Origin of the sequence: Tabrizicola sp. BL-A-41-H6 (assembly GCF_050632395.1) — a bacterium.
Classification (GTDB): domain Bacteria; phylum Pseudomonadota; class Alphaproteobacteria; order Rhodobacterales; family Rhodobacteraceae; genus JAUYQR01.
In genome coordinates this window covers 2,512,398-2,533,046 of sequence record NZ_CP192600.1, presented here as the reverse complement: position 1 = coordinate 2,533,046, position 20,649 = coordinate 2,512,398, and the positions used below count along the sequence as shown (strand labels likewise).

Here is a 20,649-nt window from a genome sequence, read left to right as displayed (position 1 = left end):
AAGCCTTTGTTTTAGTTATATGCCACGCAATGTCCCACGGTGGGACACCATGCTCAAAGCGCCTTCACCGCCGCCAGAACCTCGTCGGCATGGCCCTTTACGCTGACCTTCGGCCAGACCCGCGCCACCTTGCCCGCGCCGTCGATCAGCACCGTGGTCCGCTCCACCCCCATATAGGTCTTGCCGTACATGCTCTTCTCCAGCCAGACCCCGTAGTCCTCGCAGGTCTGCCCACCCTCGTCCGAGGCAAGCACGATCGACAGCCCGTGTTTCTTGCAGAACTTGTCATGGCTCTTGACGCTGTCCTTCGACACCCCGATCACCGTCGCCCCTGCCGCGGTGAAATCGGCCAGACGCGCGTTGAAATCCTGCGCCTCCAGCGTGCAGCCGGGGGTGTCGTCCTTGGGATAGAAGTAAAGCACCACCTTGCCGGGCCGCAGCGCCGACAGGGTTATCGTCGCGCCGCCGTCCCGCGGCAGGGTGAAATCGGGGGCGATGCTACCTTCGGCGATCATGGGCGGCTCCTTGCTGTTTGAGGTAATGTTACTTTCGGTTCTAGTTGCCTTCAGGCAAAGATAAAGGCAAGGACCAGCAGGACTTTGACGACCGGGACTTTCCGCGCCAGACGGACATCCCGGGGGCACACGGCAACGGGGCAAGCGGGCTGACATGCAGGACGCAGAGGTCGCAAGACCGGCCCCATATTCCACTCCAGACACGGCACCAGCCTTGGTCCCGGATCCGGCCGCCGAACCGTCCCTCGACTTGCCACCGCACCCCACTGTGACAACGGGTGCGGCTGTGGCCGAACCCACCCCGGTTTCACCCCCAAAGCCGCGCCGTCGCTTTAGAACCCGCTTTGCCCGCCGCCACCGGTTTCGCCGGTTCAGCCTGACCGTCGTCCTTACCCTTGTCGTCCTTGGCCTCGGCTTTGCTTTCCTGACGCTCGCCTACACCGGCAAATCCGTCCGCGTTCCGGGCTGGGCGGTGGCGGAACTTGAAACGCGCCTCAACGAAGGCCTCACCGGAGCGCGCCTTCCCGCCGGAATCTCGCTCACCATCGGCAGTGTCGAACTGGGGGTCGACCGCAGCTTCGTGCCCAGCTTCCGTCTGGCCGACATCCGGCTCCTTCAGCCCACCGGCCGCGCGCTTCTGACCCTTCCCGAAGCCGAGGTATCATTCGACCCTGAGGCGCTGTTGTCCGGCAAGGTCCGCCCCAGCACCTTGCGGCTGATCAGCACCCGCGTAGCCGTGCGCCGCGATGCCGAAGGGCGGCTCGACTTTTCCTTTGGCGCCATCGCGGGCGGGCCAACGCCGAAAAGCGTGGGCGAACTCCTTGATGCAGCGAACACCATCTTGTCCGCTCCGGCCCTGTCCAGCCTTACCCGCATTGAGGCCGAGGGGCTGACCCTGACGCTCAGCGATGCCCGCACCGGACGCGCCTGGGATGTGGGCGACGGACGTCTGCTGATCGACATCCGCCCCGACGAGGCGGCGGCGGAACTGGGCATGACGCTGTTGGAAGGCGCGGTGCCGGCACAGGCCACGATTTCGCTGGTGTCGTCCAGAACCTCTCGCTCGGCCCGCGTTACCGCCACGGTCGACAAGGTCGATGCCGCCGACATCGCTGCCTTCTCGCCACCCTTGGCCTGGCTGGGGTTTGTGCGCGCCCCGATCTCGGGTCGCTTTGCCGCAGAAATCGGCGCCGACGGCAAGGTCGCCGACCTAGGTGCCGAACTGCGGCTGGGGCAGGGCGCGCTGGAACCCGGACCCGACGCCCGCCCGATCGCCTTCGAAGCGGCCGAGATGACGCTGGGCTACGATCCCGCCGCCGCGCGCATCACGCTGTCGCGCCTGTCGGTGGAAAGCACTTCGCTGCGGCTCCGCGCCACGGGGCAGACCGATCTTCTGGCCGCCGATGGCCGCCCGGTTTCCCCCGGCTCGCTGCCGGAGTCGTTTCTCGGCCAGATCGCGTTTTCCGAAGTGATGGTCGACCCCGAGGGGCTCTTTGAGGAACCGATCCGGTTCTCCCAAGGCGCGCTTGACGTGCGCCTGCGCCTTGACCCGTTCCGGCTTGACATCGGGCAGTTGTCGCTGGTCGAGGAGCACGAACGCCTGCACATGTCGGGCAGCATTACGGCGGCGCAAGGCGGATGGTCCGGTGGTCTTGACGTCACGCTTGACCGGATCGGCACCGACCGGCTCTTGAAGCTGTGGCCGGTCTCGGCGGTGCCCAAGACCCGCGCCTGGCTTGAGGCGAACGTGGGGCAGGGCACGCTGAACGACGTAACCGCCGCGCTGCGCCTTGCGCCGGGCCAGCCGCCGCGCTTTGCGCTCGGCTACCAATTTGCCGACACCGAGGTGCGTTTCGTCAAGACCCTGCCGCCGATCCGCGATGGCACCGGCCATGCAACGCTGGAAAACAACACCTACACCGTGTTTCTGGACAAGGGCCACGTCATCGCCCCCGAGGGTGGCAGGGTCGAGGCGGACGGTTCGGTGTTTCAGGTGCCCGACATCACGCAGAAGCCGGCAATGGCCAAGGTCAGCCTCGTCACGCACTCTGACTTGACCGCCGCGCTGTCACTTCTGGATCAGGACCCGTTCAACTTCCTGTCCAAGGCGGGCCAGCCTGTGAACCTCGGGGTCGGTCTGGCCGACCTGACCGCCGAACTTACGCTGCCCTTGAAACCGCGCGTCACCTTTCCCGAGATCACCTACACAGTCTCGGGAAAGCTGCGCGATTTCAGCTCCACCGCGCTGGTGCCGGGGCGCGTTCTGGCGGCGCCCGAGGTCGATGTCGCGGTCGACGCCGAAGGGTTGCGTCTGTCTGGCCGTGGCACGCTTGGAAAGTTGCCGATCGACGTGACCTATGTGCAAGGCTTCGGCCCTGAACAAAAGGGTCGCGCGCGGGTCAATGGCAGCGTCACCCTGTCGGACATGGCGCTGCGCGACCTAGGCATCGACCTGCCGCAAGGCACCCTGAAAGGTGAAGCGCCCGCCGCCATCGACGTCGATCTTCGCAAGGATGAACAGCCCCGCCTGACGTTGACCTCCACGCTTGCCGGAATGACGCTTTCGCTGCCGGCACTTTCCTTCACCAAGCCCGCAAAGACTCCCGCAGCCCTTGATCTAGAGGCGACGCTGGGCCGCAGCCCGACCGTCGACCGGATGACCCTGACCGCGCCCGGCCTCAAGGCGACCGGCAAGATCACCACGCGCGAAGGCGGCGGCCTTGATACTGCGCGGTTCTCCTCGGTGCAGGCTGGCGATTGGCTCAATGCCGAGGTGGTGCTGACCGGCGCGGGCCGTGGCAATGCGGTCGATATCGCTGTCACCGGGGGCAGCCTTGACATCCGCAAACTTCCCGGCGGCGACAGCGGGCTTGACGCGGGCAGTGGCAGCCCGCTTGCACTGCGGCTTGACCGGCTGATCGTGTCTGATGGAATCAGCCTCACCGACTTCCGTGGCGCCTTTGGTCAGGACGGCGGCTTCAACGGTCGCTTCTCGGCGTCGGTCAACGGGCAGGGCGCGGTCAACGGCGCGGTCGCTCCGGCGCCGGGCGGCACGGCGATCCGCATCACCTCGGACAACGCGGGCACCGTGATGGCGGCGGCCGGCATCTTCGACAAAGGCCGGGGCGGCACGCTTGACATGACGCTGGTGCCGCGCGGCCCGGCTGGGCATTACGACGGCCGCGCCACCTTCGGCCGCCTGCGCGTGCAGGACGCGCCCGGTCTGGCCGAACTTCTCAGCGCGATCTCGGTCGTGGGCCTTCTGGAACAGCTGAACGGCGAGGGGCTGGCCTTCAACAGCGGCCAGATGACCTTCATCCTGACCCCCGACGCGGTCGAGATCACCCAAGGCTCGGCTGTCGGTGCCTCGCTTGGCATTTCCTTCGCGGGGCTTTACCGCAGCGCCGGAAAGGAACTGGCGCTGCAAGGCGTCATCTCGCCGATCTATCTGGTCAACGGCATCGGTGCGATCTTCTCGCGCCGGGGCGAGGGGATGTTCGGCTTCAACTACAGCCTGAGGGGAACCGCCGATGACCCGGTCGTCTCGGTCAATCCTTTGTCGATTTTCACGCCCGGCATGTTCCGCGAGATTTTCAGATCGGGGCCGCCCAAACTCGAGGACCCTGGTGGATGAAGCTTGCTGATTTCGACTTTGATCTGCCCGAACACCTGATCGCCACCCGCCCTGCGCGGCCACGCACCCACGCCCGTCTGTTATTGGCCGAAGGCAACCGGATCAGCGACCGCCACGTCTATGACCTGCCCGACATCTTTCGTGCCGGCGACCGGCTGGTCCTGAACAACACCCGCGTCATTCCCGCCCGCCTCTTTGGCCACCGCACCCGTGGAGAGGCGACAGCAAGGATCGAGATCACGCTCCTCGACCCCACCGCCACCGGCTGGCGCGCGCTGGCCAAACCCTTGCGCAAGGTGAACGAGGGCGAGGTGATCCGCTTTTCCGACACGCTTTCCGCCACCGTCACCGCTAAATCCGCCACCGACCTGGCCCTTGCCTTCAACCTGACAGGCGATGATTTCGATGCCGCCCTGAATGCCGCCGGCGCGATGCCGCTGCCGCCCTACATCGCCGCCAAGCGCGCCGCCGACGACCTTGACCGCACCGATTACCAGACCGTCTTTGCCCGCCATGCCGGGGCTGTGGCCGCCCCCACCGCCTCGCTCCACTTCGACGAACCGCTCTTGCGCACGCTGGCTGCCAAGGGCGTCACCTTTACCGAAGTAACCCTGCACGTCGGCGCCGGCACCTTCCTTCCGGTCAAGGTGGATGACGTGACCACCCACCGGATGCACGCCGAATGGGGCCAGGTCACCGCCGCTGCCGCTGCCGAGATCAACGCAACGAAACAGGCGGGCGGCCGCATCATTCCGGTCGGCACCACCGCGCTGCGCCTGATCGAAAGCGCCGCCGACGCCACCGGCATATTACACCCGTGGGAAGGCCCGACCGACATCTTCATCTACCCCGGCTACGGCTTCCGCATCACCGACGCCCTGATGACAAACTTCCATTTGCCGAAATCGACATTGATGATGCTGGTCTCGGCCCTGATGGGAAAGGAAAGGATCGACCGGATCTATGCCCATGCCATAGCCTCGGGGTATCGCTTCTTCTCCTACGGCGACAGCTCGCTCCTGATCCCCGACCCAAAGGCCAGTCTATGAGCTACTTTGCCCTCAAGGCCATCCTCTCCGGCCTTCTCATCGCGCTGATCTCCGAAATCGCCCGACGCAGCCCCGGCGTCGCGGCCCTCGTCGCCTCGCTTCCCCTCCTGTCGATCATCGGGATGGTCTGGATCTGGCGCGACACGTCCGATACGGCCCGCATCGCGTCTCATGCCGAGGCGACGTTCTGGTATGTCTTGCCTTCGCTTCCGATGTTCCTTCTCTTGCCTTGGCTGATCCGGTCGGAGATGGGCTTCTGGCCGTCGCTCGGGGCAGGGGTGGTGTTGACCATCCTTCTCTATCTTCTGCTTGTCTGGCTTGCGCCGCGCTTCAACCTGCCCCTCTGACGAAAGCCAGATCATGCTGAAAGTCCTGACCCACTCCTGGCCCTTGCTGATGGGCGTCATGCTGTTGATGGTCGGCAACGGCATCCAGGGAACGCTTCTGGGCATCCGTGGCAACGTCGAAGGGTTCACGACTTACCAGCTATCCTATGTCATGGCCGCCTACTTCGTGGGCTTCCTGTTCGGCTCCTGGGCCGCGCCCAAGATGATCCGTCGCGTCGGCCACGTCCGCGTCTTTGCCGCCCTCGGCTCGCTGATCTCGGCCATCCTGGTGATCTACCCAGTGTTCCCCGACTGGGTCATCTGGACGGTGCTGCGCGTGATGGCGGGGTTCTGTTTTTCCGGCATCTACATCACCGCCGAAAGCTGGATCAACAACACCGCCACGAACGAAACCCGGGGTCAGGCGCTGTCGGCCTACATGATCGTGCAGATGCTGGGCATCATCGCCAGCCAGGTGTTGCTGAACGTGCCGGACACGTCGGGCTTTGCGCTGTTCATCATCCCCTCGGTCCTCGTCTCGCTCGCCTTTCTGCCGATTCTGCTGGCCCCGACACCAGCCCCCGCCTTCGACAGCACGCGCCGGCTGCCCTTCGTCTCGCTTTTCCGGATCTCGCCGCTCGGCTGCATCGGCATGCTGCTTACCGGTGGTATCTTCTCGGCGATGTTCGGGATGGCCTCGGTCTGGGGCGCGCAGGCGGGTCTTTCGGTGCGCGACATCTCGATCTTCGTCGGCGCGCTTTATGTCGGCGGCCTCGTGCTGCAATACCCGGTCGGCTGGCTCTCGGACCGGATCGACCGGCGGCAGGTCATCATGGGGCTGTCGGCCATCGCCTCGGTCGCGATGCTGGTCGCGGCCTTCCTGCCCTTGCCCTTCGGGGCTCTGATCGTGGTGGCCTTTGTCCTCGGCGGCATCACCAACCCGGTCTATGCGCTCCTCATTGCCTACACGAACGACTTCCTCCCGCGCGAGGATATGGCCGCAGCGTCGGCCGGGCTGATCTTCCTGAACGGCTTCGGCGCGATCTTCGGCCCGCTTGTTACCGGCTGGCTAATGGAAACCACGGGCCCCGGCGGGTTCTTCCTGTTCATCGCGGTCCTCTACATCGCCCTTACCGCCTACGCCCTCTGGCGCATGACCCGCCGCGCAGCGCCCTCCGTCACGGGCGCCTTCCGTGGCATGACCCCCGGCGCCTCGCCCCTCGCGGTCGAGGCCGTGCTTACCGAAGGGCAGGGTGCGCGCCCCTGACATCGACAGTTGCGGCCCCGGCAATTCCCTGCAAGTCTCGCCTGACCGAGAGAGGATACTCCATGTCAGACCCCGTCGAGGTTCTGGATTTCTGGCTGGGCGAGATCGGCCCCGACGGCTGGTATGCCGGCACGCCGGAAATCGACGCTGTGGTGAAGGACCGCTTCGCAGAACTCTGGCAGGCCGCACACGAGGGCGGGCTTGACCACTGGACCGAAGGCACCGTCGGCACGCTCGCTTATCTGATCGTCACCGATCAGTTCCCGCGCAACATCCATCGCGGCTCTGCGCTTGCCTTCGCTACCGACGCCCGCGCGCTTGCAGCGGCGAAAAAGGCGGTTGCCGCAGGCTGGGACATGAACGCCCCCGAACCGGAACGCCAATTCTTCTACATGCCGTTCGAGCATTCCGAAGACCCGGCCGATCAGACGCTGGCAGTCGAATATCTGACAGAGCGCCTCGCCTCCGCCCCCGACATGTCCCTGCACGCCCGCGCCCACCAGGAAGTCATCCGCCGCTACGGCCGCTTTCCCACCCGCAACGAGGCACTGGAACGTGACAGCACGCCAGACGAGCAAGCCTACCTTGACACAGGGGGTTACATGACCATCGTCAACCAGCTCCGCAGCCATGCGTCCGGCGCATAGCCCTGCGGCGCGACCTTTGTTGCTTGGTGAAAAGAAATAGTTTAATGGCAAACTACTTTTTCTGAGGAGGGAAAGATGGCAGCCCAAGGCTTCGACGTGATCGTGATCGGCGCAGGACCGGGCGGCTATGTCGCCGCCATCCGTGCCAGCCAACTGGGCCTCAAGGTCGCCATCATCGAACGCGAAAACCTCGGTGGCATCTGCCTGAACTGGGGCTGCATCCCCACGAAGGCGATGCTGCGGTCGGCCGAGGTGTTCCACCTCATGCACCGCGCCAAGGAATTCGGTCTTGCCGCCACCGGTATCAGCTATGACCTCCCCGCCGTCGTCGCCCGCTCGCGCGGGGTGGCGAAACAGCTTTCCGGCGGCATCGGCCACCTGATGAAAAAGCACAAGGTCACCGTGTTCATGGGTGTGGCCACGCTGCCCGCCAAAGGCACGGTCGAGGTGAAAACCGACAAGGGAACCGAAACCCTGACCGCGAAATCCATCATCCTCGCCACCGGTGCGCGCGCCCGCGAACTGCCGGGGCTGGAGGCTGACGGCGATCTCGTCTGGTCCTACCGCCACGCCCTCGTCGCCAGCCGGATGCCGAAGAAACTCCTCGTGATCGGCTCCGGTGCCATCGGAATCGAATTCGCCTCGTTCTTCAACACCCTCGGCGCCGACACCACCGTGGTCGAGGTGATGGACCGCATCCTTCCCGTCGAAGACGCCGAAATCGCCGCCTTCGCCAAGAAATCCTTCGTCAAACAGGGCATGAAGATCCTTGAAAAGGCCAGCGTCAAGAAGCTTGACCGCAAGCCGGGGCAGGGCGTCACCGCCCATATCGAGATCGGCGGCAAGATCGAGACGCACGACTTCGACACCGTGATCTCCGCCGTCGGCATCGTCGGCAACGTCGAAAGCCTCGGGCTCGAAGCCTTGGGCGTCAAGATCGACCGCACCCATGTCGTCACCGACGAATACTGCCGCACCGGCGTCGACGGGCTTTACGCCATCGGCGACATTGCCGGCGCGCCGTGGCTTGCGCACAAGGCCAGCCACGAAGGCGTCATGGTTGCCGAACTGATCGCTGGCAAGCACCCGCACCCGATCAAGCCCGGCTCCATCGCCGGCTGCACCTACTGCCAGCCGCAGATCGCCTCGGTCGGCTATACCGAAGCAAAGGCGAAAGAGGCGGGCTACGACATAAAGGTTGGCCGCTTCCCCTTCATCGGCAACGGCAAGGCCATCGCCCTTGGCGAGGCGGAAGGCATGATCAAGACGATCTTCGACGCCAAGACCGGCGAGCTTCTTGGCGCCCACATGGTCGGCGCCGAAGTCACCGAACTGATCCAGGGTTACGTCATCGGCCGCACTCTGGAAACCACCGAGGAAGACCTGATGAACACCGTCTTCCCGCACCCGACCCTCAGCGAAATGATGCACGAATCCGTGCTAGATGCCTACGGTCGCGCGCTCCACATCTGACGTCTTCCCCTTCGCCAAGTATCCCCCGCGGAGCGGGAGCCAAGCGGCCCTCGGGGCCGCGCCAGCGACCTGAAAGCGGTGCGGCGGCCTTGGCCGCCGTTCCACAAGATCACTGGCGCATCCCTTGGCGCGCGGCTACCAATCGCCCATGCGCCCCGTTCCCCCCATGCTTCTCGTCCTGCTCCTCTGGTGCGCCGGCCTCAGTGCAGCAGCCCAGTTCGGCAAGATCTCGATCCTTTATGAGCCGCTGCGCAGCACCTACGGCGGCCACGGCGAGGTTGCGCTCGGCCTCGTCGTCTCCATCGTCGGCATGGTCGGGTTGATCTTCGGCACCACCGCCGGTCTCCTCGTCGCCCGCATCGGCCCGCGTCGCGCCATCGTCACGGCGCTTGCAGCCGGGGCCGCAATGTCGGCGCTGCAGTCGCTGTTTCCCGCCTATCCCCTGATGCTCATCTCCCGCATCATTGAAGGTGCCTCGCATCTTGCCATCGTCGTCGTCGGCCCCACCATGATCGCGGCCCTTGCCCCCGAGGCGAAGCGCCCGCTTGCCATGACCCTCTGGTCCTCTTTCTTTGGCGTCACCTATGCCATTCTTGCCCTGATCGGTCCGCTCGTCACGCCTGTCGGCCTTTTCCTCGGGCACGCCGGGTTCATGGCGGCGCTGGCGGCGATCCTTGCGGTAACGCTGCCGCCCGATCCAAAGGCTGCCCCGGCGCCGATGTCCAACCTCCTTGGGCAACACGCTGAAATCTACGCCTCCCCCCGTCTCGCCGCCCCGGCGATGGGATTTTGCTGCTACACATTCCTTTATGTCGCGATCCTGACGCTGCTGCCGCCGGAAACCCCCGTCACCCAACGCGCGCTGATCGCCGCCGGGATGCCGCTCGCCTCCATCGTGGTCTCGCTCACCCTCGGCGTGCGGCTTTTGCAGCGCGTCTCAGCCGTCCGTCTGGTGCAATACGGCTACGCCGCCGCGATCCCCGGCTTCCTCCTCCTCTGGGTGTTCTGGGGCAACGGCGCAGGGATGGTTATGTCGGGGTTCTGGCTTTCTGCCGCCCTTGGCATCGTGCAGGGCGCGAGCTTCGCCTCGATCCCAGAGCTGAACGACACGCCCGAAGGCCGCGCCCGCGCCGCCGGGGCGGTGGCACAACTGGGCAACCTCGGCACCACCACCGGCACTCCGGTTCTTGCCGCCCTGCTGGCGGCGTCCGGCCCAACGGGCCTTGCCGCAGCGGCCTGCCTGCTCTGCCTTGCGGGCATCCTCGTGCACCAGATGCAATCCCGGCGTCGCGCGCGTCTGGGATAGCCTATTCGCCCGGCTCGATCCGGCGCGCCGGTTTGCCCACCGCCGCCCGCAGCAGCCGCGCCCATTGCTGGAACGGGTAAACCAGTATCGCCAGCGGGTTCTTGTCCTCGATCCCGCCTTTCAGCGCGCCCATCGGCGCGTCGCAGGGCCGCGGCACATAGTAGGTGCCAAAGATCAGGTCATAGATCGGCATGATGTTGGCAAGGTTCTTGCCATGTGCCTCGGGCACATCGGCGTGGTGCCAGCGGTGAAACACCGGCGACGCGATCAGGTATTTCAGCCGGCCGTGCGTGTAGGGCAGATCCATGTGGACATACATGTTGTGCGCCAGAACCAGCGTGACCAGCGCCGGATAAAGATGCGGCAACTGCAACCAGCTCAGCAGCAGCAGGTAGTTCACCTGCATCAGCACGATCTCAAGGTAATGCACCCGGAATGCGCTGAACGCATTGACGTGTGTGTCTGAATGGTGCGCCGCATGGCTGGGCCAGCCCCATGTCGTGTGCATCAACCGGTGGATGACATAGTCGCAGAAATCCTTGACCACGATCACCAGAACAAAGGTCAGCACCACCGGCGTGCCAGCCCAGAAATCCTCCGGCAGGCTGGGAATTCCCAGCAACGCATAAACCTTGCGGGCAAAACCAAAGATCTCGTGGCTGAACGTCAGCCCGATTGCGATGTTGATCACGTAAAGCACAATGCTGGCTGAGGTGTTCTCGATCGCGTGCCGACCAATCTCGCGGGTCTTGCCGAAAATGACGACCAGCACGAAGGACATCGCCGCTGCGATGAAAAGGGAATTGATCCCTGCAAACCAGCCAAGACCCCTGCCGATATCGGCCAACGTCACGCCAAACACGACGCCCCCTGTGCGTTGCGCAGCCCCTGATTGCCTAGGAACCTGCCGGAATTTATCCGCCCCGACTGTGGCGGTTGTTTGACCGTTGCGTGAAACGCAACAAATCGGGACGCGCGGTTCACACTTCGTTCACTTTTTCCGGTTGGAGACTCGCTTGATCCGCCCTATGTCCTATTGCTGAAACCGGGGTAGATCATGGCTGAACAGAAGTTCATCGAGGTGCGCGGCGCGCGTGAGCATAACCTCAAGGGCGTCGACGTTTCCATTCCGCGCGACCAGTTGGTGGTGATCACCGGCCTGTCCGGGTCAGGCAAATCCTCGCTCGCCTTTGACACGATCTACGCCGAAGGCCAGCGCCGCTATGTCGAATCGCTGTCAGCCTATGCCCGGCAGTTCCTCGACATGATGGGCAAACCCGACGTGGACCATATCTCTGGCCTGTCGCCAGCGATCTCCATCGAACAGAAGACCACCTCGAAGAACCCCCGTTCCACCGTCGGCACCGTGACGGAAATCTACGATTACCTGCGCCTCCTTTTCGCCCGCGTCGGCACGCCCTACAGCCCCGCGACCGGCCTGCCGATCACCGCGATGCAGGTGCAGGATATGGTCGACGCCGTGATGGCAATGGCCGAGGGCACCCGCGCCTATCTGCTGGCCCCGATCATCCGCGATCGGAAAGGCGAATACAAAAAGGAATTCCTCGACCTGCGCAAACAGGGCTTCCAGCGCGTCAAGGTCAACGGCACCTTCCACGAATTGGAAGACCCCCCGGTTCTGGACAAGAAGTTCCGCCACAACATCGACGTGGTGGTCGACCGGATCGTGGTGAAGGAAGGCATCGAAACCCGCCTTGCCGACAGCTTCCGCACCGCCCTGAACCTGGCCGACGGCATCGCCGTGATCGAGCTTGCCGACAGCGGCGATGAACCCCAGCGCATCACCTATTCCGAGAAATTCGCCTGCCCGGTGTCCGGCTTCACCATCGCCGAGATCGAGCCGCGCCTTTTTTCCTTCAACGCCCCGTTCGGCGCCTGCCCGGTCTGCGATGGCCTTGGGATGGAGCTGTTCTTCGACGACCGCCTCGTCGTGCCCGACCAGAACCTGACCCTGCTGCAGGGCGCCATCGCGCCTTGGTCGAAGTCCAAATCCCCGTATTTCACCCAGACAATCGAGGCGCTGGCCAACCACTACGGTTTCGACAAGAAGACCAAGTGGCGCGACCTGTCGGACGTCGTGAAAGAGGTGTTCCTGCGCGGCTCCGGCGGCGAAGAGATCCAGTTCCGCTACGACGAAGGCGGCCGCGTCTATCAGGTGAAGCGCATCTTCGAAGGCGTCATCCCGAACATGGAGCGCCGCTACCGCGAGACCGACAGCGCCTGGAGCCGTGAAGAGATGGAGCGGTTCCAGAACAACCGCGCGTGTGGCGCCTGCAACGGTTATCGTCTGAAGCCCGAGGCGCTGGCGGTCAAGATCGCCGGAATGCACATCGGCCAGGTCGTCCGCTTGTCGATCACCGAGGCCTTCGACTGGATCGGCACTGTCCCCGACACGCTCGGCCAGCAAAAGAACGAAATCGCCCGCGCCATTCTCAAGGAAATCCGCGAACGTCTTGGATTCCTTGTCAATGTCGGCCTGAACTACCTGACGATGAGCCGCAATGCCGGCACCCTGTCGGGCGGTGAATCGCAGCGCATCCGTCTGGCCAGCCAGATCGGTTCCGGTCTGACAGGTGTGCTTTACGTGCTCGACGAACCCTCGATCGGCCTCCACCAGCGCGACAACGACCGCCTCCTCACCACCCTCAAACGCTTGCGCGACACCGGCAACACCGTGCTTGTTGTCGAGCATGACGAGGATGCCATCCGCGAGGCCGACTACGTCTTCGACATGGGGCCGGGCGCTGGTGTCCACGGTGGCCGCGTCGTCAGCCACGGCACACCAGCCGAGGTCGCCGCCGACCCGGTCAGCCTGACCGGCCAGTATCTGTCCGGCGCGCGCGAGATTTCGGTGCCGAAGGTCCGCCGCAAGGGCAACGGGAAAAAGCTAACCGTTGTTGGGGCTTGCGGCAACAACCTCAAGAATGTCACCGCAGACTTTCCGCTGGGCAAGTTCGTCTGCGTCACCGGCGTCTCGGGCGGCGGCAAGTCCACGCTGACCATCGAAACCCTGTTCAAGACCGCCGCAAGCCGCCTGAACGGCGCGCATGAAACGCCAGCCCCCTGCGAGACGATCAAGGGCTTTGAACACCTCGACAAGGTGATCGACATCGACCAGCGCGCCATCGGCCGCACGCCGCGCTCGAACCCCGCCACCTACACCGGCGCCTTTACCCCGATCCGCGACTGGTTCGCCGGCCTGCCCGAAGCCAAGGCCCGCGGCTACCAGCCTGGGCGGTTCAGCTTCAACGTCAAGGGCGGTCGCTGCGAGGCGTGCCAAGGTGACGGCGTCCTCAAGATCGAGATGAACTTCCTGCCCGACGTCTATGTGACGTGCGAGACCTGCAAGGGCCAGCGCTACAACCGAGAAACGCTTGAAGTAAAGTTCAAGAACAAGAGCATAGCTGACGTTCTTGACATGACCTGCGAAGACGCGCGCGAGTTTTTCCAGGCCGTCCCCGCGATCCGCGAAAAGATGGATGCGCTGTGCGAGGTGGGCCTTGGCTACATCAAGGTCGGCCAGCAGGCCACCACTCTGTCGGGCGGCGAAGCGCAGCGGGTGAAGCTGTCAAAGGAACTCAGCCGCCGCGCCACCGGCCGCACCCTCTATATCCTTGACGAGCCGACCACGGGCCTGCACTTCGAAGACGTGAGGAAACTACTCGAAGTCCTTCATTCCCTTGTCGATCAGGGAAATACCGTTGTCGTCATCGAACACAACCTCGACGTGGTGAAAACTGCCGACTGGGTGATCGACATCGGCCCCGAAGGCGGCGATGGCGGGGGCGAGATCGTGGCGACCGGCACGCCGGAAGACATCGCCAAGGTCGCGGCCAGTCATACCGGGCGCTACCTGAAAGATATGCTGAAACCGCGTCGGGTGGCCGCCGAATAGTCAGTCAAGCAGGATATCAAGCGCCCGGTATAGCGTCAGGATGCGGCCAGTCTGGCTATCGACCTTCACGATCCGGTTGTCGATCACGACATACTCCTCATCCGCTCTCAGCGGCGGCAGTTCGTAACGGTCGGGGTAACGGATCACATGTGTGATGTGGTCGCGGTCGACCATATCCCCCTCCTGCCAGGTGACACCCTTCTTCGCCTGGCCGGGTGCCACGCAAGGCACGGCCTTCTTGGCCAGCCCGGGCGGGCAATGGCCAGACTTTCCGTCCGCGAACGCTGGCGTTAGCGTCAATGAAAGGGCGGCGACAAGGATGATGCGAAGCGTATGCATGGTGGCTCCATTACAGTTGCCTGACCAATGCCGGAACCGCGCGCCGCGTTCCACCCGTGTCGCCCGTCTCGGCGGCTTCCCGCCTCAGGCCTTCTTCATCTGGCAGGTCGAAATACCCAGCACTGTGTAAAGCGGGCACCATCCGACCAGCCCCGTCAGGATCGGCACCACACCGATCAGCTTGGCGTAGTGCCAAAAGCCCTGACCCTGATCGACATAGAACCAGACCAGCAGCGCCAGCCCAACCGCCACCCGCAGCACACGGTCAACCGTGCCTTCATTCGTCGTGAACATCATCGCTCTCCCATTTGCCGGACATCTCCGGACGAGGGCAATCTGCGACAGATCATCGGTCCGCGCATTGATCTGGATCTAGAAGCAGCAAAAAAATGGCGGCGGCCGCCTGACACAAGTCCGTCAGCACGCCGCCACCTAAGAACCGTCAGTCCATCTGCTTGAAGTTCAGGCTCGCGCCTTCCTTGATGCCGCTCGGCCAGCGCGAGGTGATCGTCTTGGTCCGGGTGTAGAACCGGAAGGCGTCCGGCCCGTGCTGGTTCAGGTCACCGAAGGCCGATTTCTTCCAGCCGCCGAAGGTGTGATAGGCCAGCGGCACCGGGATCGGCACGTTTATCCCGATCATCCCCACGTTCACCCGGTTGGCGAAATCACGCGCCGTGTCGCCGTCGCGGGTGAAGATCGCGGTGCCGTTGCCGTATTCGTGGTCCATCGCGTAGCCAAGCGCCTCTTCATAGGTCTTGGCGCGCACGGTGGATAGGACCGGCCCGAAAATCTCCTTGCGGTAGATGTCCATGTCGGTGGTCACGTGGTCGAACAGGTGTGGCCCGACAAAGAAGCCATCCTCGTAGCCCTGCAGTTTGAAGCCGCGACCGTCGACCACCAGCTTTGCGCCCTGCGCCACGCCAGATTCCACCAGACGCAGGATGTTGGCCTTGGCCGCCGCGGTGACAACAGGGCCATAATCCACATCGTTTCCAGCGGTATAGGGGCCGACCTTCAACTTTTCGATCCGTGGGATCAGCTTGGCAATCAGCGCGTCTGCCGTCGCATCGCCCACCGGAACCGCGACCGAAATCGCCATGCAGCGTTCGCCTGCCGCACCGTAGCCCGCACCCACCAGCGCATCCGCCGCCTGGTCAAGATCGGCGTCGGGCATGATGATCATGTGGTTCTTGGCACCGCCGAAGCACTGCACCCGCTTGCCGTTGGAACAGCCGCGCCCGTAGATGTATTCGGCAATCGGGGTCGATCCGACGAAGCCGATCCCCGCGATCACCGGGTTGTCCAGAATGGCATCGACAGACTCCTTGTCGCCGTTCACCACCTGCAACACGCCGTCCGGCAGCCCCGCTTCCTGCATCAGCGCCGCCAGCATCATCGGCGCCGAAGGGTCACGCTCCGATGGCTTCAGGATGAAGGCGTTGCCGCAGGCCAAGGCCGGGCCCATCTTCCACAACGGGATCATCGCCGGAAAGTTGAACGGCGTGATTCCGGCTGCGACACCAAGGGGTTGGCGCATGGAATACATGTCAATTCCGGGGCCCGCGCTGTCGGTGAACTCGCCCTTCAGCATCTGGGGCGCGCCAATGCAGAACTCCATCACCTCAAGCCCGCGCTGGATGTCGCCCTTGGCGTCCGGCACCGTCTTGCCGTGTTCCGACGACAGCGTTTCCGCCAGAACCTGCATGTCGCGGTTCAACAGGCGCACGAATTCCATCATGACCCGCGCGCGGCGCTGCGGGTTGGTGGCGCCCCATTTCACCTGCGCCTTGGCCGCATCCGCCGCCGCCGCGTCAAGCTCGGCCTTGGAGGCCAGCGCCACCCGCGCCTGCACTTCGCCCGTGGCCGGGTTGAACACGTCCGCAAAGCGCCCCGAGGTGCCTTTTACTTCGCGCCCGTTGATCCAGTGACCGATCTCTCTCATCGCAATTCTCCCTTGGTTGGGTTCAGAATAGCCTTGCGGAAATGCTGGTAACAGAGGCAATATTTCAAAAAGGTTTTGCAATAATGCAGCGGAGACTCGCCAATGAGGGTATGCACTTTCAGAGGGCGGATGGAAGCCAATGGCGGGGTCCAGGACGTGATCGGCAAGGCTTTGGCGCCGGTGTTCGATGAATTGGGCGTGGAACTCGTGACGCTGACGTCGTCGCTGGCGGACGGCACGGGCGCGCAGCGCAGGGAAGGATCGGCGGAAGTTCATTATGTGCCGGGCATCCCGCCGGGCCCGATGGGCGAGACGTTTTGGCGTGGCACCGCCGCCGCGTTCGACCAGATGCACGCCGAGCGGCCGTTCGATCTGGTGTTCGGGCGAGGGGTCGGGCCGGCCGGGGTGTTCCAATACAGCCGGTTTTCGGGACAGGTTCCAACGATCATGCACGAGGGCACCTATCCGCGCTGGCTGCACCACCTGGACCGCGAATGGCCGCGCCTCGGGCCCTGGCTGGAACGGCCGTTGGCGGATATCCACGCGCGATTGACAGTGCGCAAGTACGGGCTTTACCGCGACTGTCTGCGCAGGGCCGACCGCGTGGTCTGCAACTCGCCCGCCCTTGCGCAGGCATTCCGTCGAGCCGATCGCCATGCCCCGCCGCGCACCACCTACATCCCTTACGGCCTCGATCCTGCGCCCTACATCGAGGCCGCGCGTGGGGTTGTCCCGGATGCGCCGCCCCGCATCGCTTACGTCGGGCGCCTGGCCCGCGACAAAGGGGCCTTCGCAATGATCGACATCCTGGCGCAGGTGCGGGACCGGTCGGCCATCCTTGATGCCATCGGGCCCTTCACTCCGCAGATTCGTGACGCGATGGACGCCCGGGTGCGGCGGGCTGGGCTTTCGGACCGCGTGAAACTGCAGGGACCGGTGCGCCACGAGGATTTGCCGCGCCGGCTGGCCGGGGCGACGCTGTTCCTCATCGCCTCCACCCATCCCGAAGGGTTGAGCAAGGCGGTGATGGAGGCGATGGCCGCGGGCTTGGCCGTGGTGACCTACGAGTTTCCGGGGATCCGCGTGCTGGTCGAGGATGGCGTGACGGGGTTCGTCGTGCCGACCCGCGGGGTTGCACAGGCTGCGGAACGGGTGGAACGGCTGCTAGGCGATGCGGATCTGCGGTCGCGCATGGGGGCGGCGGCGCGCGACAAGCTGCGGCGCGATTTCGACCCCGCGCGGGTCACGGCACAATGGGCCGATCTGTTCCGCAGCGTCCTGGCGGAACGGCGGCGCTGATGGCTGCCGAGATGGACTGGGACGACCTGCGCATCTTCCTCGCCGTGGCGCGCACGGAAAGCCTCTCTGCTGCCGGCAAGCGGCTGAAGATCGACCCGGCCACCGTCGGTCGCCGCATCGCGCGGCTGGAAGCCCGGATCGCGGCGCGCCTTTTCGCCAAATCCCCCCAAGGCTACGCCCTGACCGAGGAAGGCACCCGCCTTCTGCCCCATGCCGAGGCCGCCGAGGCTGCCCTTGACCGCGCGGGCGAGGCTCTCAGCGGCCCCGAAGGCCTCACCGGCCAGATCCGCCTTGGCGCCCCGGACGGCTGCGCCAATTACCTGCTCCCGCAGGTCCTCGCCCGGATCTGCGATGCGAACCCCGGCCTTGAGGTGCAGATCGTCGCCCTCCCGCGGGTCTTCAACCTCTCAAAGCGAGAGGCCGACATGGCCATTGCCGTCTCGCGCCCCGAAGCCGGCCGTCTGACCGTGCAAAAGCTGACCGATTACCACCTGCACCTTGCCGCCAGCCGCGCCTACCTTGCCAGTGCCCCGCCGATTACCGGGCCGGAGGATCTGAAGGACCACCGCTTCGTCGGCTACATCCCGGACATGATCTTCGACAAGGAGCTGGATTACCTGACCGAGATCGGGGCAGGGCCGGCTACCCTCACCTCCAACTCTGTCTCGGTGCAGCTGAACTGGCTGCGGCACGGGGCAGGGGTCGGCATCGTGCATGACTTCGCGCTTCCCGCCGCCCCGGAACTGGCCCGCATCATCCCCAACCGCATCCACCTGACCCGCGCCTTCTGGCTGATCCGCCACGAAGGCGACGGGCGCGTGCTGCGCCTGAACCGCTTTGCCGACATCCTGACGCGCGAGGTTCGCGCCGAAATGGCCCGGCTTGAGGCCGTCGTGGCAACCCAAACCATCGCTTGCCAAACCATCCCTTGACAGAATCCGCAGCCGGGCGGACCCTTGCCTTCCCAAGTCGAAGGAGGCGTCCATGCTCGTGCAACAGATCCTCAAATCCAAGGGCGACGACGGCGTGGTGACGGTGCCACCCGGCACGTCCGTCGCCAAGACGGCGGAGCTTTTGTCCGCCCGCCGCATCGGCGCGGTGATCGTCTCGCCCGATGGCAAGCGTGTTTCGGGCATCCTGTCGGAACGCGACATCGTGCGCGAACTTGGTCGGCGTGGGATTTCCTGCCTGTCCGATCCGGTCGATGCGATCATGACGGCAAAGCTGGTCACCTGCACCCGCAACGACCGCACCGACGAAGTGTTGCAGCGCATGACCGACGGCCGTTTTCGCCACATGCCGGTGATGGAAGGCGACCAGATGGTCGGCCTGATTTCCATCGGCGACGTCGTCAAGGCTCGCCTGATGGAGCTTGCGGCGGAAAAGGACGCGCTTGAGGGCATGATCAAGGGCTTCTGAGCCCTCACTTTTCCCTCTTGCACCGCCCCGCGCATTATTGTTGCGTGCAAAGGCAGCAGGGGGGCGGCATCATGCGCATCGGTCTTTATCCCGGCACCTTCGATCCGGTGACCCTCGGCCATGTCGATATCATCCAGCGCGGCATGGCGCTGGTCGATCGGCTGGTGATCGGCGTTGCGATCAACCGCGACAAGGGGCCGCTCTTTTCGCTGGAAGAACGCGTGGCCATGATCCAGGCCGAATGTGAAGCGATCACCGCCAAAACCGGCGGCGAGATCGTCGTCCATCCGTTCGAAAACCTGCTGATCGACTGCGCCCGCGATGTCGGCGCCTCGATCATCCTGCGCGGCCTGCGCGCGGTCGCCGATTTCGAATACGAATTCCAGATGGTCGGCATGAACCGCGCGCTCGACGCCTCGATCGAGACGGTGTTCATGATGGCGGACGCCCGCCGTCAGGCCATCGCGTCGAAACTGGTCAAGGAAATCGCGCGGCTTGGGGGCGACGTGTCGAAATTCGTCACACCGCCCGTGGCCTCCGCCTTGAAGCGCAAGTTCGGCTGACCTCAGCCTTCCGCCACCATCCCGATCACGATGAGCACCTGATAATCCTGCTGAACGCAGCCTGATACCGCTGGCATTGCAGCGCCCGGCGTCACGGGAAAGTTGGCGACATTCGCCGCCGCTGGCGAACAGGATTGTCCGGCCGCCGCCTCATACTTAGCCGCCCGGCAGCGCAGATGCGTCACGTCATAAATCGTGGCGCCCCCGTCCAGCGCCCAGCTTTGCTTCCCCTCGGCATCGGGCGCGTTGATGGTCAGCACCGCCGTCGCCTCCCGATCGCCCGTCACCACATAGCGCCCGGCGGGCACCGGAAACTGCGGTGGCTCCATGATCAGCCCATGCTCTTCCAGCCACCAGCCGCTTTCATCAAACGTCCAGCCCGCTGGCGCCTTGCCTGCCGCTGCCCTCAGCGCCTCATACCCCGTCAGCCGCACTCCGCGCGGGCCGGGGTCCACGGCCCAAAGCCCCCAGGTCTCCGCCCCATTGCCAGTGGTTGCCGAAGGGTCGCCAAGGGCCGCGATGTATTGCGTCGGGACGCGGGTGTATACGGTTTCCGCCCCCGCGGTTTGCGCCATGCTTGCCGCCATCAGTGCGCAGATAAGCCGGAAGGTCATGTTGCGTGGCCCTTGTTTGGATTACACCACCCGAACCTAGCCCGCTTGCGCTCAAAGTCACCGCAAAAACCAAAAGGGGGCCGCAAGGCCCCCGGGTCGTCATTCTGTCAGCCAGCCTTCAGGCGGCTTTGCCGTACACGGCTTCGCGGGCAATACGCTCGGCGTCGCCCCGGTAGATGCCAAGATCCAGCGCAATATCCAGCGGCATGTTGGCAATCTCGTCACGGGTTTGCCGATACAGTGCATAATTGCGGGCGGCGGTCTTCAGCATGTCAAACGCGGTAATCATCTTCGTCTTTCCTTTTCATCTCGCGGAGGTCTGCTTTTTCTCTCCGCGTGA

General features: G+C 64.5%; 19 protein-coding genes. 12 read left to right on the top strand and 7 right to left on the bottom strand.

What is annotated here, in order from left to right:
- Window positions 1–53: 53 nt before the first annotated feature.
- Entirely contained in the window at window positions 54–515 is a 462-nt protein-coding gene (locus ACROUL_RS12405) for a peroxiredoxin (RefSeq protein WP_431299780.1), read from the bottom strand.
- 286 nt (window positions 516–801) lie between these two features.
- Between ACROUL_RS12405 and ACROUL_RS12400 the strand changes: the two genes are divergently transcribed.
- The 7 genes from ACROUL_RS12400 to ACROUL_RS12370 all read left to right on the top strand — a co-directional run bounded on the left by ACROUL_RS12400 (window position 802) and on the right by ACROUL_RS12370 (window position 10,217).
- Complete coding sequence (locus ACROUL_RS12400; protein WP_431299779.1) at window positions 802–4,149, top strand: DUF3971 domain-containing protein; 3,348 nt, start codon at window positions 802–804, stop codon at window positions 4,147–4,149.
- On the top strand, window positions 4,146–5,198 hold the full coding sequence (gene queA / locus ACROUL_RS12395; RefSeq protein ID WP_431299778.1) for a tRNA preQ1(34) S-adenosylmethionine ribosyltransferase-isomerase QueA: 1,053 nt from the start codon (window positions 4,146–4,148) through the stop codon (window positions 5,196–5,198). Before ACROUL_RS12400 ends, queA begins: the two co-directional genes overlap by 4 nt.
- Complete coding sequence (locus ACROUL_RS12390; RefSeq protein ID WP_431299777.1) at window positions 5,195–5,545, top strand: DUF3147 family protein; 351 nt, start codon at window positions 5,195–5,197, stop codon at window positions 5,543–5,545. The genes queA and ACROUL_RS12390 overlap by 4 nt, the downstream gene beginning before the upstream one ends.
- Before the next feature lie 13 nt (window positions 5,546–5,558).
- Window positions 5,559–6,791: an MFS transporter gene (locus tag ACROUL_RS12385; protein WP_431299776.1), complete on the top strand. Its 1,233-nt coding sequence runs from the start codon at window positions 5,559–5,561 to the stop codon at window positions 6,789–6,791.
- A 62-nt stretch (window positions 6,792–6,853) separates the two neighbouring features.
- Window positions 6,854–7,438, top strand: coding sequence for a DUF924 family protein (locus tag ACROUL_RS12380; protein WP_431299775.1), 585 nt, complete (start codon window positions 6,854–6,856; stop codon window positions 7,436–7,438).
- A gap of 75 nt (window positions 7,439–7,513) precedes the next feature.
- On the top strand, window positions 7,514–8,911 hold the full coding sequence (lpdA, locus tag ACROUL_RS12375) for a dihydrolipoyl dehydrogenase (protein ID WP_431299774.1): 1,398 nt from the start codon (window positions 7,514–7,516) through the stop codon (window positions 8,909–8,911).
- A gap of 166 nt (window positions 8,912–9,077) precedes the next feature.
- Window positions 9,078–10,217: an MFS transporter gene (locus ACROUL_RS12370; protein WP_431299773.1), complete on the top strand. Its 1,140-nt coding sequence runs from the start codon at window positions 9,078–9,080 to the stop codon at window positions 10,215–10,217.
- Between the two features lies 1 nt (window position 10,218).
- Here the strand turns inward: ACROUL_RS12370 and ACROUL_RS12365 are convergent, their stop codons facing one another.
- Entirely contained in the window at window positions 10,219–11,079 is an 861-nt protein-coding gene (locus tag ACROUL_RS12365) for a sterol desaturase family protein (protein ID WP_431299772.1), read from the bottom strand.
- 195 nt (window positions 11,080–11,274) lie between these two features.
- Here ACROUL_RS12365 and uvrA point away from each other — a divergent pair, with 195 nt between their 5' ends.
- Window positions 11,275–14,133, top strand: coding sequence for an excinuclease ABC subunit UvrA (gene uvrA / locus ACROUL_RS12360; protein WP_431299771.1), 2,859 nt, complete (start codon window positions 11,275–11,277; stop codon window positions 14,131–14,133).
- On the opposite strand, the gene ACROUL_RS12355 is transcribed toward uvrA, so the two are convergent.
- The 3 genes from ACROUL_RS12355 to ACROUL_RS12345 all read right to left on the bottom strand — a co-directional run bounded on the left by ACROUL_RS12355 (window position 14,134) and on the right by ACROUL_RS12345 (window position 16,414).
- Complete coding sequence (locus tag ACROUL_RS12355) at window positions 14,134–14,472, bottom strand: hypothetical protein (protein WP_431299770.1); 339 nt, start codon at window positions 14,470–14,472, stop codon at window positions 14,134–14,136. It abuts the gene before it with no gap.
- 84 nt (window positions 14,473–14,556) lie between these two features.
- Window positions 14,557–14,766 carry a YgaP family membrane protein gene (locus ACROUL_RS12350; protein ID WP_431299769.1) on the bottom strand — a complete coding sequence of 70 codons (210 nt, stop codon included), beginning with the start codon at window positions 14,764–14,766 and terminating at the stop codon, window positions 14,557–14,559.
- Window positions 14,767–14,914: 148 nt separating this feature from the next.
- Window positions 14,915–16,414, bottom strand: a complete 1,500-nt coding sequence (locus tag ACROUL_RS12345; protein ID WP_431299768.1) for a CoA-acylating methylmalonate-semialdehyde dehydrogenase — start codon at window positions 16,412–16,414, stop codon at window positions 14,915–14,917.
- A gap of 129 nt (window positions 16,415–16,543) precedes the next feature.
- Between ACROUL_RS12345 and ACROUL_RS12340 the strand changes: the two genes are divergently transcribed.
- The 4 genes from ACROUL_RS12340 to coaD all read left to right on the top strand — a co-directional run bounded on the left by ACROUL_RS12340 (window position 16,544) and on the right by coaD (window position 19,695).
- On the top strand, window positions 16,544–17,713 hold the full coding sequence (locus ACROUL_RS12340; RefSeq protein ID WP_431299767.1) for a glycosyltransferase family 4 protein: 1,170 nt from the start codon (window positions 16,544–16,546) through the stop codon (window positions 17,711–17,713).
- Between the two features lie 11 nt (window positions 17,714–17,724).
- A complete protein-coding gene (locus ACROUL_RS12335; protein WP_431301304.1) occupies window positions 17,725–18,645 on the top strand; it encodes a LysR family transcriptional regulator in 921 nt (306 codons plus the stop codon).
- A gap of 52 nt (window positions 18,646–18,697) precedes the next feature.
- A complete protein-coding gene (locus ACROUL_RS12330; RefSeq protein ID WP_431299766.1) occupies window positions 18,698–19,132 on the top strand; it encodes a CBS domain-containing protein in 435 nt (144 codons plus the stop codon).
- A gap of 71 nt (window positions 19,133–19,203) precedes the next feature.
- Window positions 19,204–19,695, top strand: a complete 492-nt coding sequence (gene coaD / locus ACROUL_RS12325; RefSeq protein WP_431299765.1) for a pantetheine-phosphate adenylyltransferase — start codon at window positions 19,204–19,206, stop codon at window positions 19,693–19,695.
- A 2-nt stretch (window positions 19,696–19,697) separates the two neighbouring features.
- Here the strand turns inward: coaD and ACROUL_RS12320 are convergent, their stop codons facing one another.
- A complete protein-coding gene (locus ACROUL_RS12320) occupies window positions 19,698–20,309 on the bottom strand; it encodes a hypothetical protein (RefSeq protein WP_431299764.1) in 612 nt (203 codons plus the stop codon).
- A gap of 118 nt (window positions 20,310–20,427) precedes the next feature.
- Window positions 20,428–20,598 (bottom strand): hypothetical protein, encoded by a 171-nt coding sequence (locus ACROUL_RS12315; RefSeq protein ID WP_431299763.1) that lies wholly within the window; start codon window positions 20,596–20,598, stop codon window positions 20,428–20,430.
- Window positions 20,599–20,649: the final 51 nt, after the last annotated feature.